Source organism: Emcibacter sp. (genome assembly GCF_963675455.1).
Classification (GTDB): domain Bacteria; phylum Pseudomonadota; class Alphaproteobacteria; order Sphingomonadales; family Emcibacteraceae; genus Emcibacter.
This window is the reverse complement of sequence record NZ_OY776217.1, coordinates 3,302,714-3,316,135: the sequence shown is the minus strand read 5'-3', so window position 1 is coordinate 3,316,135 and position 13,422 is coordinate 3,302,714. Positions and strand designations below refer to the sequence as shown.

Sequence of the window (13,422 nt, the reverse complement as noted above, 5' to 3'; positions counted from 1 at the left end):
TTCAATTTCTCCTGTTGAAAATCACGCCACGGCCGCCGCGCAGACGGAAGTAAGCGCCTCTGTTGTCTTTTTTGAAAACATTCTTGATGCCTGCGATAAAACCCTTGCGGCCGTCCCAGGTGATGGGCAGGACGGCGTCCCGATCGACAATGGCAATCATCTCGGTCTGGATGCTCCTGGAGGTCGCCAGTGCGGTCAGTTGCTCCGTGGTGATATCCTTCTCCACCACCAGCAAGGTGACGCTCTCCACCATGATGGGGGCCGCCTGGCTGATGCCGCCCAGCCACTCGATGGGAACCTGGCTTGAAAGCTGCAGCGCCATGGCACCGCCCCAGTCCAGCGGCATAAATTCCTCCACACCGATTTCGGCGATCCGCTCAAAGGTGACTTCCGAGAGCTGCTCCAGAGTAACAAGGGTTTCGGCCAGGAGTGTGTTGCTTTCTGCCAGCCGGACCAGCTGCTCCAGGGGCACTCCGGCGCTGTGCTGCAGGTTCGCAAGATGCTCGGCCGGGACGGCACCCTCGGCGGAAACCGGGGCGGTTGTATCGACCGGCATGGTCGGCGCCTGGTCGATAGTGGCCAACCAGGACAAGGGCACATTCAGGGCCTGTTCCACCACCAGTGCGCCTTCCCAGATAACGGGTACGGTTGTGGACAGACGCACGGAGAGGAGATGCTCCGGATAAACCGTTTTGGCCAGCACAACGTCCAGGAGCTGCTCGATCGGGAAAATAGTTTCCAGATTGACAAGTGCTTGATGATCCAGCGGAACTGTGCCGAATGACCGCAGATTGGCGAGGTAATCGACGGGGCTTATCCCTTCCCTTGCGACATTGGCCAGGTTCTCAATGGCGGCCGGGAACTGCTGGGAAATTAGCCCAAGGGATTCCAGGGGAACCGTCCCCGGCTTCTGCAGGTTCAAGGCCAGCGCCACCGGCACCAACTGTTCCCAGGCCAGCATTACCACTTGAGTGGCCGGGACCTGGTAGGCTTGCTCCAGAAGGGAGATATTACCCAGCGGGGCCAAATTACTTTCGGCAAGTTCGGCGAGGTTCTCTGCCGGGCAGGTGGAACTTTTGGCGACCGGTATGCTGCTGTTGATCACATAGCCCTGGCCGACCCAAAAAGTGCCGGGATTGTTTTCGTTGGCGGCCTGGGCCGCCAGATAATCGGCGGAAAGGATAGTGTCCGTATAACGGAATCCATGGCTGACGCCGGGGAAAAATGAAGATCCGCTCCTGGATCCCCAAAGGATCATGTCCGCGCCGGTATCGGTCCCTATGCCGTGGGTGCCGACCGCGCTGCTACCTGGGGCATAATTGACGCCGTTCACAAAAAGGTCACCGTCAGACGGATCAGCAATATTGCCGTCCGCATTCTGATTAAAATCAAAGGTAAGAGAAACCAGCTCGAAAGTATTAAGTGTGGTTTCTTCGATGACCTCAATACTGAGACCCGTGATGCCGCGATCTACAACAAAGGACCAGCTGTCTTGTGAACCGGTCAAACTGGGATAATTGGTGTTCTGGATCAACATGACGCTGTCGTCGGTATCGGCCCGGTGCAATAGACACAGACGACGATCCGGACTGCCGCTGGCGCGTTTGGTCCAGGCCTGGACGGTGCCGGTCGGGTTGGCAAAGACGGTTGGGCTGTCAAATTTGATGACATCGTTTGTGCCGTCAAAGTCGATCGCGCCGGTCGGGTTGCCGAAAACATCGGTGGTGCGGGCCGGGCTTCCGACCTCGGTCATGGTATGATTGCCGGTCAGATCCTCGGTGCCGTCATCAGACCAGCAGATAAAACCGGCATGACAGGCATATTTGCCGTCCGGATCTCCGTCTGCCGGCAGCGCACTCAAACTGTCGTCAATGATCAGATAAATATCGTTCTGGCCAGTGGTTACGGCGGGTAGCGCCACGCGCAGGGCGAACTTTTCCCCGGCCTGGTCCCAGAACATCTGGTGAAAGGGATAAATTGTCGTGCCGTCGATATCCGAGGCAACGCGCACATTCGAGCCGTCAGCGGCAGCGGCCGTAAAAAAATCTGTTTTGGTGGACGCATCCAGGCAAGCATCAGTAATCACAGCTTTGAAGTCCGTCAGCGCGGAGCCGACAGAGCTGTTGTTCTGTAATTGCTGATATCCGACCACGGCCATGGTTAGTTCACCTGGCGTTTAATGGTCTGGCGCTGCTGGGCGCGGGTGGAGGGCATCGGGGGTGCTCCTTTAGTTTCTCGGCATCCCCCGACCGAATAACCAGGATCCGGCCGGGGGCACTCATCGCGGGCCATTGGCCCTCTAGGTATTTTGTGAGGGACGGCTATTCGCCGCCGTCCCCTGTTTCTGTGTTGTCGGCGTCCGGCTCAGGCAGATCCGCCCAGATGGCGTCCCGGTCCGCGCCTTTAAACTGGATGCCGGTGGCTTCCTTGATCGCCTTGACGGTGGGAACGTCCCCGCCTTCGGCTTTCACCTTGGCAAGGAATTCCTGGACCTTCGCCTGGTCGGCATTAGCACCCGCATCCTCGGAGACAGAACCTTCGGAACCGGTCTCCTTGGTTTCTGGTTCCTCGGCCTGTACCAGGGACAGATCGGTGGAGATGCGGCCGCTTCGCAGAAGCGGTTCGGCCTGCAGCTCGGTGAGCTTGATCGTGCCGGGCGCTTCATGCAGTTCGCCGTAGCAACGAACGTTGCCCAGGAGAGCGAAGGTGACCAATGCAGCGCTTGGTTTTTTGATGGTTTTAGCCATTGGTCCCTCCTTACAACACGTCGGTGATCAGGTAGCCGACAGCCGGGGCGATGATTTTTTCATCAAGGCTTTCGCCGACACGAACCCGCTGACCACCCCACATGCCGATGCTCTTGTCCTGTTCAGAACCAGACTGGCGTGAGCCGTACTCGGCAGTAAACCCGAAGGTCAACCCGCCATCTGAATCAGCCAGGGGATCGATGTAGGTCAGGGAAATTGCCGGACCCCAGATGCGGGCAAGGTTCACAGCCTGGCCTTTGCGGGCGGTATCCTTGCGGCTCGGGCCAACAAGTACCCGATCCACTTCGAGGAGTCTGGCCAGCTGCTCGTGAGTAGCCACACCTTCGTCGCCGGAGTTGCCATGGATCGCTTTGACGATCTGCGAATGGGTCCGAACGACCGTCCACACTTCCTGGCTCATGGTCACTTGGTTTGGCCGGAGAAGGGGTTGATCCAGAGCGTAGAGGAGGGTGTCCAGGGCCTTGGAAGCTGCGTCGCTGAATTTATCGGTGCCAACCAAGGCCTCTGAGTAGTCATAGTTGGCAGCATTCTGCACAGCAGCGGCAACGCGCATCTCGCGGTCCAGGGCGATATAATCGCTTAAGGACATGACAGCGCGGTCTCGCGGATCCTTGCGGCCGGATTTGAGCGCCTGGTCGATGTCATGCTGCGGGATCGGGTAGTCAAGACCATAATCCTTGGTCTGACTTTCTTTTTCCTCGCTGCCCAGCTCGACCTCATTGGGTTTGCCCTTGCGGCCGACCTTGGTGTCGGGCGTCTGGAATCCATCCTTGAGAGGATATTCGCTGTACTTGTAGACTTTGGTTCCCACCTCTACACGGGGCAGCACCTGGTCCGCAATATAGACCTTGTTCCGGTAGGCAACTGTGATTGCCGTAAGATCCGGATCAATGGGAAACGGTAGATTGTTATCGGGCATTTTACGTCCTTAAGATTTCTGGGCCTTACGGCAGGGTTGAGGGAGCGATGAACGTATCGACAATGTCGCCTGCGACACCATCAACCAGCGCCTTGGCAAATACCGGCTGTCCGGTTGTGGCCGGAACGGCTTTACCGTCAGCGTCACTGGTCAACGGATCGCCGTCTGACACGGCAGCGCCATATTCGATCTCGGCAATACCGGCCATCACCAGGTCAACACGATCACCGGCTGCCTTCGCGGTCACCAGCTGTGTGATCCCCTTGATGGTGGCGGCAGCGGCAGTTGCCTGGACAACGGTCCCCTCGGCGGAGCCGGTCTTGGCGAACCGGTAAGCGGCGATTGCGCCTTCGGCGTCATATGACTTGACGAGCTGTGGATTAGGCATTGGTGGTTCCTTTCTTCACGTGGCGCACAGCCTCTGCGATTGTGATGGTGATGCCGTTTTTGGACTGTTCCTCCTGGAACTGGACGGCGCGGGCGGCGACTTCCTTGGCGTTTGCCTGGTCCAGGCCGGGATGATCTTCCTCGCCGCTGACTTCGGAGAAGTTCACGGCGGACTTGGCGTTGCCCAGGAAGTCCTTGAAGAACTGCAGGGGCGACATTTTGTCGTCATCGCCTTCGCCGAACTCGACGATCTGGTCGTGATCCAGGTGGTCCATGAATTCCACCAGCCCGTCTTTGTGGGCGGGCAGCAGCTTGTTGTCGGCAATCAGGCCGTCAACAAAGGTCACATTTTTCTCGCGGCGAGCCGTTGCCTGTTGTTCGGCAAACTCCTGGCGCTCCGCTTCCAGCGCGGCCTGTTCTTCCTTGAGGGCCTTGGCTTTTGCGTCCAACTCCTCTTTTTCTTTTTCGGGGTCCATATCTTCCTCGTTGGTTTCAGTTTCGGCATCACCTTCCGAGAATGCCGGTTCGGTGGGTAGATCAGCACCGGTCAGCGCGGCCTCGGCCGAGCTTTGGGCGTGATCAAGTTGAAAATTGGGGAGAACCTTGTCGGCGGCTTCCAGGCCAAACTTGTCAATGACCAGGTCGCGCAGACCTTTCATCATGCTGGCGAGTGAGGAAAGGGCGCTTGCCGTATCCCAGTCTGCGAATTCCAGAAATTCGTCTTCCTCTGCGAAAGAAACGGATCCCAGACCCTTGATGGCCGGAGGTTGTGCGCCCAGGAAACCGACATGCCGCAGGGCGTAGATGTCCTCGGCCGGGTTATTCTTTGTTCCTGGGGGATAGAGGCTGGCGCTCACTTTCTTGAAAGCGCCAGCGTTTACCATCTCCGAAAAATCAGGGTTTACATTGTTCGTCTCCGCTATGAGGGTGTCACCATCGACACGGAGAGCCTTTACCCATCCCCAGGCGGGATCGTTATGCTTGGGGTGGCCGATTACAAGCGGGGCTTCATGAAACTCAGGATCATAGGCATCAGCCATTTTCTGAAGCTGGTCAGGGGTAATAGTGACAGACTTGCCTTTGCTGTCCGTATGGGTGCCAGACCTGAATATCTTGATTTCCGTTGTCACGCTTTGCTGCTCCGTATTTGAGTTTCACAAAGCTATGAGATGGCGGAAAAGAAAAAAGCCCGGAAAGGTGTCCGGGCCTGCATAGAAATGATTTCTGAATTTTGACTCAACCTAACGGAAATTTCCGGAACCGGCAATATCGCGCCCGGAATAATTTCGGAATGGCCTTTGCCGGGTTTTTAAATGGGGTTTTAAACGGGTAAGAGACCTCACCAGCAACACAGGGTGCCAAAATGGCCTCTCCGCCGCTCTGTGGGTCTTTCTGGTGCGATCGCACTTTTAGGCGTATATTATCGATGTCATCAACTTCAAGTAGGGGGCGATTATGCCAAATAATCAGAATAGCGATATACGTCATTCTTCATTGGATAAGGGCAGTAAAGAAGCCAACGTCCGAGAACGGCAGGAGGATAAAGATACAAATAGTTTTACTGTTCTTATTTTTCTTGTCGTTTTAATACCTTCAGTTATTGCCATAGGAATTTACTACCATAAATTTGAAAATTCCACGTTGTCAGGTGATCCGGTTTTATGGGGAACTTTTGGAGACTATATTGGAGGTACGTTAAATCCAATTGTCTCGTTTGCTGCACTAATTCTTGTGTTTTTAATATATCGTGGACAAAAGAAGGAAATGCAGGATACTCAAAAGGAAATGAGAAAGCAGACAAAGGTTGCAGCATACAGCCAACTCCTTCAATATTATCAAGACACTTTGGGAAAACTTAAGATTGAAAAAGAAAGCTACGAAGAAAATCGAAGAGTACTAGAAAGAACGTTACGGAGCGTACATTTAGTATCTAATTCCAAAAATACATTAACTCTAAAGTTGAGTGAAAATTCAGCTAGTCTTACCAGAATAACTGCAAGGATAAATTTCGTAGAAAGTCACATAGAGGCTCTTGCGCAGGAGCTTACTGCTATTACAAATCTAAAGATAACAATTGAAGAGTCGGGAATTGATTTCACATTTGGTTGAAGGTCTTTTCCACAATTGAATGTAGAGTGCCTTAATATTGATTTCTTAACCTGTTTCAGATATAATTGCTTTGCTCAACTGCGGTTGTGATGGCCCTAGTAGGTTGAGCCGCCAGGCGGGACGGTCACACGTGTCCGCCTTTACTTTTTGTAAACCAGTATCCCGCGCCGTTCATTTTGGATGTAGCGAAGACTATCCGGTGCGAAAGCTGTCAGACCATACCAGCCGTCATCATTCAGCTCAAACAAGACAAACCCGTCCTGCACATGACCGTCTTCGATAATCTCGAACCTGGTCAGATATTTTCTGTTCAGGACATACCCCTGCCGGGATTCATAGAAATAATATTCCTCCCAGATCTCGTCCGGATCCTTGATGGTGTCGGCAAGCAGTGGCAGAAACTTCTCCCGGTCGCGTTTCTTGATTTTCCATCTGCCTCTCTGGTCCCGGAACAATAGCTCGTTGATGGGGATATGTGTTCCAGCGACATCGGTGAAGAAACCGCCCTCAACAGGCAGGTTGAATTCCGACACAAACCGTTTGAAATATTCCTCTTCCTGCAGGCCGAGCGGCAACAGCCGGTCTGTGCCCACCTGGCGGGCTTCAAATGGCGGCATGTGTCGAGCCGGTTTGCCCCATAAAGGCTTCCCGCTTTTGGAGACCCTGACATCGGTCGGGGCCGGAGTAAGAGGCCGCATATACTCCTTGCCAGGGTGATAGGCGAATCCAGGATCAATCCCCTCTGGAACAGCGATGGTCTGTCCTGTGCGCCTGTTCGTCCAGGGCCTGGTCTTGGTGACAGGTCGCTTGGAGACCTTGATGCCGAGCCGGTCCATGTCGCGCTGTGACATTTGTACGGGATAGCAACGGCATCCCCAGCCGTTCTGGGGATAGTGCGTATTCCACCAGGGATCATCGATGGGCAAAGTGACCCCATGCCATTGCCGATGTTCCGGGCGGTAGTGTCCACCCTTGACGGTTCGATAGGAAAGATACGGCCGTCGCTCTTTGTTGCGTTCGATCCGCTCCCATTGCCCGACTGCTCTGGAGCTGCGCAGGTTCGTGTCGTAAATGGTCTTGAGGCGGCGGCGGGATCCGAGCTGCACCACTTTGCTTTGGCCGTCTGCAGGATCCACCATGCGCTTGCGGCCCCACCACCCCTTTTTAATCAGGGTCGGCTCCAGCTCCTTGCGGAACATGTCAAAGGTCTTGCCTTCCTCCTGGGCGGATTTCATGGCTGTAAAGACATCGCCCAGGATGTTATGGCCGGTACTTTTTGCCACAGTGAAGGCGCGGGCATGTTCCTCTTCCCAGATATCCTGCCAAGCGAAAGTTTCTTTCAGGCCCTTTTTCTTGAAAAACTCAATGGCCTCTTTCGGCGGCAAGGGTTCGAAACTGACCGCCACGTCAATTCTCCAACTGGCCGTTTAAACGGGAATTAAAGGTTGACCTGGCGATCAGGTCGGCAAGTTCGCTCTGGTCGATCTGCGGCGCTTCCATCAGCAGGTTTTCAACAAAGTCGTCGAAATCCGTTGACCTCTCGGCCACAGACTGAATTACCTGGATAAGGGTGGCGCCTACCTGATCCTGCAACTGGTCCAGGTTTTTCTCAACGAATTCGCTGATATCGTCCTGGGTGCGCCCGGCGGCCGGCTCGCCCTCTGCGAACTCCGGACCGTCCGTTCCCGGATCATTCATAGTCGGGTTGCTGTTGGTCGCGGTCTGGCGTTTCTGGTACCCATCGCCATAGACTTCGCGGATCCGGGCAGGGGTCGGCTCGTATCCCATTTCATACAGTTTCTTGTCCCGATCGGCGACCTGGTTAAGATCCTCCGAATCCTCTGTGATAAACCGAAGCAGTGGTGGCTGTGCGCCATAGAAGTTGAATTCAGTTAGCCAAACGGCCGGGCCGGAATTGAAGCTGGCGCACAACTCCTCGCCATCCGCCTCGACAACTTCGTCCCGGACATCCTGATGAACTTCTGACTGTGACAGGCTGGAGCCATTGTCGGTGGTCATGGTCTGGGATAAAACCACCTTTGCAATTGCGGCATCCATTCTGGCGACAAGCGTGTCATAGTTAACGGTGCCGCCCCTGGTGGCTTCCAGCAGTTCGATCTCCATGCCTTCCGGAACCACGACACCGAACTCTTGGCGGAAGGCCACCACGGCCTCCAGCAGCTTCTGGCGCTCTTCAGGCGTCGCGCTGGTGGGATATTTACCGACCGCATTCGGACTGCCGAACTTATCCAGGAAGGTCATCCAGAACTTGACGCCTTCGCGCTTGAACAGGCAGGGCCAGTAGAGCCAATGCGCCAGGGGCATGCCATAAGGTTGATCGTCATTGTCTGCGCCGGTTGTAAAGGTCCAGAACTTCCGATCGGGCATGATGATGCCCTCGGGTTTGGCCCTGGTGAGCAACCGAAGGTTCTGCTCCTTGTCAAAGCGGAACCGGTGGCGCTTGCGTACGGCGATGTCCTGGATGCCGATCCGGCCGTCTTTCTTTTCCCAGATGATTTCAGCTACGGCATAACCATAAAAAATGGCCGTTAGCATCTTCTTGGCCTTGCGCGGAAAACCTATTTTCTCCAGCTGCTCTTTGACAAATTCAGCGGCCGCCTTGTCGACTGCGGAGTCTCCCCCCGCCACCACTTCATAAGGGCAGGAGGTAACAGCGGAATATCGTTGCTGGATTGTGGCGCTGACCTGGTCGTCGCGGAGGATCTGCTCATAGAGTTTTGGGTTGTTTCCCCGTTCAGCCAGGATGTTGTCGTCCGGTTTGATCATCTGCGCCAGGTAACCGTCGGCCATACTGGTTGCGGTCGGCGCTGAATATACCTCTAGATCCGGTTTGATTTTTTTCTTTTCCGCCATGGTCAATATCCTTGATAGTGATTACCGCCCGCCACAACACCGAAACCGGCGTCCTCGGCGATCCGTTCTGTGGTCCCCTCGCCATAGTCATACTGGTCCAGACGCTTTTCTCCGGTGCTGCTGAACTCAATGGGGATGACATCCTGCAGGCTGGCTGCATAGCAGTTCAGAATGGCGATGGCGCTATCACCATGGTGTTTACCGCCATCGGTGCCCTTCACCCGCACGTCTCTGGGGATCTTGCCTACACCGTTGATCAACTGGAAAAGCCGCAGACTGTCGCGCACGTCAGAGTCAGCCGGGATTTCAATGGTTCGATCCTCAAAGGCCGTGCGTAGCTTCTGGGAAAATTCCCGGTACCAGGCGTCATTTGCGTTCAATTCCATGATTTGGCTTTTGCCGAATTTCTGACGCGCCTCCTGGGCCAGCACCATGCCGTTACCATTGGCGTCCAGGATTCCATAGGTGAACCTGGACAGGTTGCTGATAATGTAAAACAGGGCCTGCTTTTGCTGGTCATAGGGGCATTTGTCCATTTCGACAATAAAAGGCATCTTGCGGGTCAGATTTTGCGTCACATAACCAATGGCAAAAGCTGTGCGGTCCTGGCGCATGGCAAAGTCTTCGCCGAGAAAAGTTTGTCTTTCTGAAGGCAGGGTCTCTTTGATTAACGGCAGCACATTTTCCTGCAGCCAGAGCTGCATGTCTGCTTTTCGGGCAGACTCCGGCCAGTCGACAAAGTCCGGCTGGGGTGGCTCCCAGCGAACCGCGACATGCTCTTGCTTTTGGCAAGCTTCGATCCAGGCGAGCGGCAGCATTTGGCCGGTACCGTCTGCCGGAACGGCGTCCAGTTCCTGCTTCATGTCTTCTGTTCGTGTGCCGTAGGATCCCCGGATCCGGTCATACCATTCTTTTTTTCCCTGAGGGGTCGCTTTCCATCCCCGCACCAGGCAGACACGCTCATACAGACCGTTTTTAACAGCATCATCGAAAGTATAGTGATGCAGGGAATAGGGCCATTTGCCCGCCAGCGTTTCTTTGATCAGTTCGTTAAAGGCATTGGTCGCACCGTTATGGGTCGAGATAAGCCGGATCCGGCCGCCCCAAATCAGCAGGGCGTTACAAGCCGCAATGACCTGACCGGGATCATTGTGGAAGGCCACTTCGTCGATCACCACAACACCCTGCAGACCACGAATGGCGGCCGGTCGGGAACTCAGGCCAACTATTTTGAAGCCGCTTCTACAAACGATCCTGTAGGCTGCAATCCGTTCAATGGTTTCGTTGCCCACATCGTCGGTAACAGGAAATTCCTCAAAATATTCTTCGATGTCATAGTTATGTTCGTCGATGAACTTCAACAAGTGGGCGCAATAACCGATAAACTCTAGGCCCTTTTCTTTGGCGTCCGGTATGTAATAAACATTATCCCCGCCTGCTTCCCGACTGGCGGCCGCAATCAAACTGTCGTCCTGAGCTTCCGCCCAGGTAATCCCCGTTCGCCGACCTTTCTCAGCCAGTTTCAACGGCGACTGGTCAGCGATCCAGCTTTTCTGGTGTTCCATAAGGACACCGTCGGCAAGGGGGTTGAAGTCTTCCGGAATGTCCAGAACCTGTGACGGCAGATCCTCTCGATCCACCTTCCGGACTTCACCTATCTGCAGAGGGGGGCGGATGCTCACGGCTATTCTCCAGGCGCTTGCGTGGATTTAACTCCCAGGAAATCTTCGCGCCAGAACTTCACTTGGTCAGGAGAGAGACCTGCCTGCTTCATTGTTACGCTTGCCTCATCAGCCACTTGCTGACGGGCTTTCTGCAGGGCTTTCTCTTCCATCGCCTGGCGGTCCTTGATGGATCCCATCAGGTTTTTGATGGTGCTGCCCAGGAACATCAGATCCTTGGGATCATAAAGCGGCTCATCCCGGTCCAGTTCCTGCATCCCGACCCGCATCAGCATGGTGTGAAGCATCTGCACAATCACCTGATGCGCATCGCTCTCTACCTCGGTGCCCAGCTCATTGGCAAAGGCCGTCGCCATCTCCTTGTATTCTTTCATTTTGGAGGCAACGGTTTTGTAATTCTGGGAATAGCGGCCAACGGCCGACCGGGACACTTCTGCCCCGAGGGACTGCAGAAACCCGACCAACTCGTCGATGGTCATGTTGTCCTGGGACAGCAGCCGGTCCAGCTCCGCCTTGATCTTTGGGTCCAGACTTTTGATGGAGGATTTCGGGGGCATGGTTACCCCCTGCCTGGCGAAGGACGTTTTACTCCGGGAACTGTGGCGCTGCCCGTGGCGGCATCGGATCCGCGCTGTGTCAGTTTGACAATGCGCAGATTGTTCTCGAGAGTTTTTGCTGTCACCAGACCCTGTTCAGCCAGCCAGGCTATTTCCGACAGCACAACATCTTCGGAAATATGATGGGCAAGCTCACCAAGGCCTAGCTTCAGCACAGAATGATTTAACGTATATTCCGGCTGTTCATGGAGCAAACGGAGGATGCACAGCCGCCGGTCTTCCTTCATTTTTTCAGCAAAGCTCATTTTTTACTATTCTCCAATTCGTTCTGGATCAGCATGTCCAGAAATTTTTCTACCCGGCCGTACTGACCGTGGATGCCGTTTATCGTCGCTTTGAGCGCCTTGATTTCCCCGTTCAGTTCCTCCACCTCCAGGCCCAACTTCTGGACATGGATATCGCTTGGCATCCGAACCAGCTCTTTCTCGAAAACTACCAATTTGGCATTGATTTCCTTGTGCTGTTGTTCGATCACCTTCTGGTGAGCTACATGGTCCTCTTTGGAAACAAACTTGCTCCTTGCCACCAAGAACAACACCGCCGCCCCGCCTGAAGCCAGCGTGGCAATGATGGGCCAAATGGCTTTGATAAATTCAATTACTTCTAACAAGAGGCTCCCTCTCTTTTTCTTCTTGGCAATCCACACAGCGCGTGGCATTTGGGTAAGCGGCCAGGCGCTCTGCGGGGATCGCTTCCCCACATCCCGCGCAGTCAAGGGGGTGAGGCCCGGCCGAACTGGCGGCGTTCAGTTGTTGGTGTAGGCTTCTGGCTCTGTGATGTTCTTCCAGAAGTTGGGCGCGATCGGCATCATCCATCTGATTTCTTGCCCCTGATGATTTGCGCCAGGCCTTCCATCATTGTGACAGGCGACTGACCGGCCTTGACGGCTTTATCGCGGGATCTCTGCACAACGCTGACACCCAGGACAGACAACGCTGTTCCCCATAAAACGGATGTGTTTGAAACGGCCACACCGATTGAGTTGATAATCTGCATGGCTTGCTCCGGGTGTTCAATGACAGCCCAGACAATAGCGGCGGATGCCGCCATCATTTGGACGGCCCAGGTAATGGCTACCGCATAGCCGAGGGTCGGCCGCCAGCGCCGCACATAAGGATCGTCGCTGTTCTGCTCGTTGCGCATGGTTTTGTTGACTTCGGCCTGCCGAGCGGTTTCCGCCTGGATGGCGGCCATCTGCAGGGTGGTCTGGTTTTCCAGCTCCAGCTGCTTTAGCCGCAGAACCGCTCCGGGATCATTCTGCAAGGCCATCTGCACGGCGGCCGGATCGTTCATGTCGACGTTAGCGTCTTCGCCGAGCGCCTTTGAAATCATGGACCCGGCAATAGTGCCGAACGGGCCGCCGACCAGGGTGCCGACAAGCGGGGCTGCCCCGCCAATGATTTTCTTAACTCCGCCCCAAATGCTCATGATTTCCCCCTAGGAATAAGCCCGGTTTAACCAGCCGTTTAAATATTTTTTAAGTTCCAGTTTCTGGACAACCAGGGCACGATAGAAACCGGCCGCCTCCGAGCGAAGCGGCACGATCAGCTCGTCCCCGAATGTTTTTGAAAAACTGATGGTTTGTTTGCCGATGATTCCGTCATCTGCAATGCGGATTGTACTGGTGGCGCGGATCGATCTCTGCAGGCATTTATGCGCCTGGACCGGCCCCATATTGACAGCCAGATTAAAGGTTCTCATACGGATCCGGGGCGGCAATTCGCCGTAGCGATATTTGCTCCAGAATTCCCGGTGATAGAATTCCTGGGCGTCTTCCCAACTCAGATCCTTGATGTCGTCGGCATCGATGGCACCATCGCCGTTAAAGTCGTAATCCGGATGGCCATCCTGATCGAGGTCAATCTCGCCCAGGCGCACGAGGGTGCGCAGGGAAATACCGAATTTGGTAATGCCACCTGGATCGTCCGGGTCATCGACCAGGCCGCCTTCATGTTCCATTAAACGCTTAAAAGCTATGGCAAAATCATCGTCATAAATCATGACGAAAAGGCTAGGCTGAGTTGGGGTAAAAAAAAGCCCGGACGGCTGTCCGGGTCTTGGGGTTT

The 13,422-nt window shown here is 54.8% G+C and carries 15 protein-coding genes; 1 reads left to right on the top strand and 14 read right to left on the bottom strand.

What is annotated here, in order from left to right; translation table 11 throughout:
* Position 1 precedes the first annotated feature (1 nt).
* The 5 genes from ACORNT_RS15460 to ACORNT_RS15440 form a co-directional block, all read right to left on the bottom strand.
* Positions 2 to 2,158, bottom strand: a complete 2,157-nt coding sequence (locus tag ACORNT_RS15460) for a hypothetical protein (RefSeq protein ID WP_321392826.1) — start codon at positions 2,156 to 2,158, stop codon at positions 2 to 4.
* 163 nt (positions 2,159 to 2,321) lie between these two features.
* Entirely contained in the window at positions 2,322 to 2,747 is a 426-nt protein-coding gene (locus tag ACORNT_RS15455) for a hypothetical protein (RefSeq protein WP_321392823.1), read from the bottom strand.
* Between the two features lie 10 nt (positions 2,748 to 2,757).
* Positions 2,758 to 3,687 (bottom strand): hypothetical protein, encoded by a 930-nt coding sequence (locus ACORNT_RS15450; protein ID WP_321392821.1) that lies wholly within the window; start codon positions 3,685 to 3,687, stop codon positions 2,758 to 2,760.
* 25 nt (positions 3,688 to 3,712) lie between these two features.
* Entirely contained in the window at positions 3,713 to 4,075 is a 363-nt protein-coding gene (locus tag ACORNT_RS15445; protein WP_321392819.1) for a hypothetical protein, read from the bottom strand.
* Entirely contained in the window at positions 4,068 to 5,204 is a 1,137-nt protein-coding gene (locus tag ACORNT_RS15440; RefSeq protein ID WP_321392818.1) for a hypothetical protein, read from the bottom strand. The genes ACORNT_RS15445 and ACORNT_RS15440 overlap by 8 nt, the downstream gene beginning before the upstream one ends.
* A gap of 325 nt (positions 5,205 to 5,529) precedes the next feature.
* On the opposite strand from ACORNT_RS15440, the gene ACORNT_RS15435 reads away from it, so the two are divergent.
* Positions 5,530 to 6,183, top strand: coding sequence for a hypothetical protein (locus ACORNT_RS15435; RefSeq protein ID WP_321392815.1), 654 nt, complete (start codon positions 5,530 to 5,532; stop codon positions 6,181 to 6,183).
* Positions 6,184 to 6,323: 140 nt separating this feature from the next.
* Here the strand turns inward: ACORNT_RS15435 and ACORNT_RS15430 are convergent, their stop codons facing one another.
* Genes ACORNT_RS15430 through ACORNT_RS15390 form a run of 9 tightly spaced genes read right to left on the bottom strand, consistent with a single transcriptional unit; the run spans position 6,324 to position 13,315 of the window.
* A complete protein-coding gene (locus tag ACORNT_RS15430) occupies positions 6,324 to 7,589 on the bottom strand; it encodes a PBECR2 nuclease fold domain-containing protein (RefSeq protein WP_321392812.1) in 1,266 nt (421 codons plus the stop codon).
* 1 nt (position 7,590) lies between these two features.
* Complete coding sequence (locus ACORNT_RS15425) at positions 7,591 to 9,057, bottom strand: DUF935 domain-containing protein (protein ID WP_321392809.1); 1,467 nt, start codon at positions 9,055 to 9,057, stop codon at positions 7,591 to 7,593.
* Positions 9,058 to 9,059: 2 nt separating this feature from the next.
* Positions 9,060 to 10,739 carry a hypothetical protein gene (locus tag ACORNT_RS15420; RefSeq protein WP_321392806.1) on the bottom strand — a complete coding sequence of 560 codons (1,680 nt, stop codon included), beginning with the start codon at positions 10,737 to 10,739 and terminating at the stop codon, positions 9,060 to 9,062.
* A gap of 2 nt (positions 10,740 to 10,741) precedes the next feature.
* Positions 10,742 to 11,296 (bottom strand): DUF3486 family protein, encoded by a 555-nt coding sequence (locus tag ACORNT_RS15415; protein ID WP_321392803.1) that lies wholly within the window; start codon positions 11,294 to 11,296, stop codon positions 10,742 to 10,744.
* A gap of 2 nt (positions 11,297 to 11,298) precedes the next feature.
* Positions 11,299 to 11,601 carry a hypothetical protein gene (locus tag ACORNT_RS15410; protein ID WP_321392800.1) on the bottom strand — a complete coding sequence of 101 codons (303 nt, stop codon included), beginning with the start codon at positions 11,599 to 11,601 and terminating at the stop codon, positions 11,299 to 11,301.
* Positions 11,598 to 12,014: a DUF2730 family protein gene (locus ACORNT_RS15405; protein ID WP_420717505.1), complete on the bottom strand. Its 417-nt coding sequence runs from the start codon at positions 12,012 to 12,014 to the stop codon at positions 11,598 to 11,600. The genes ACORNT_RS15410 and ACORNT_RS15405 overlap by 4 nt, the downstream gene beginning before the upstream one ends.
* Positions 11,950 to 12,171: a TraR/DksA family transcriptional regulator gene (locus ACORNT_RS15400; protein ID WP_420717504.1), complete on the bottom strand. Its 222-nt coding sequence runs from the start codon at positions 12,169 to 12,171 to the stop codon at positions 11,950 to 11,952. Before ACORNT_RS15400 ends, ACORNT_RS15405 begins: the two co-directional genes overlap by 65 nt.
* Complete coding sequence (locus ACORNT_RS15395; protein ID WP_321392795.1) at positions 12,164 to 12,784, bottom strand: 3TM-type holin; 621 nt, start codon at positions 12,782 to 12,784, stop codon at positions 12,164 to 12,166. Before ACORNT_RS15395 ends, ACORNT_RS15400 begins: the two co-directional genes overlap by 8 nt.
* Positions 12,785 to 12,793: 9 nt before the next feature.
* Positions 12,794 to 13,315 carry a glycoside hydrolase family 108 protein gene (locus tag ACORNT_RS15390; protein WP_321392792.1) on the bottom strand — a complete coding sequence of 174 codons (522 nt, stop codon included), beginning with the start codon at positions 13,313 to 13,315 and terminating at the stop codon, positions 12,794 to 12,796.
* Positions 13,316 to 13,422: the final 107 nt, after the last annotated feature.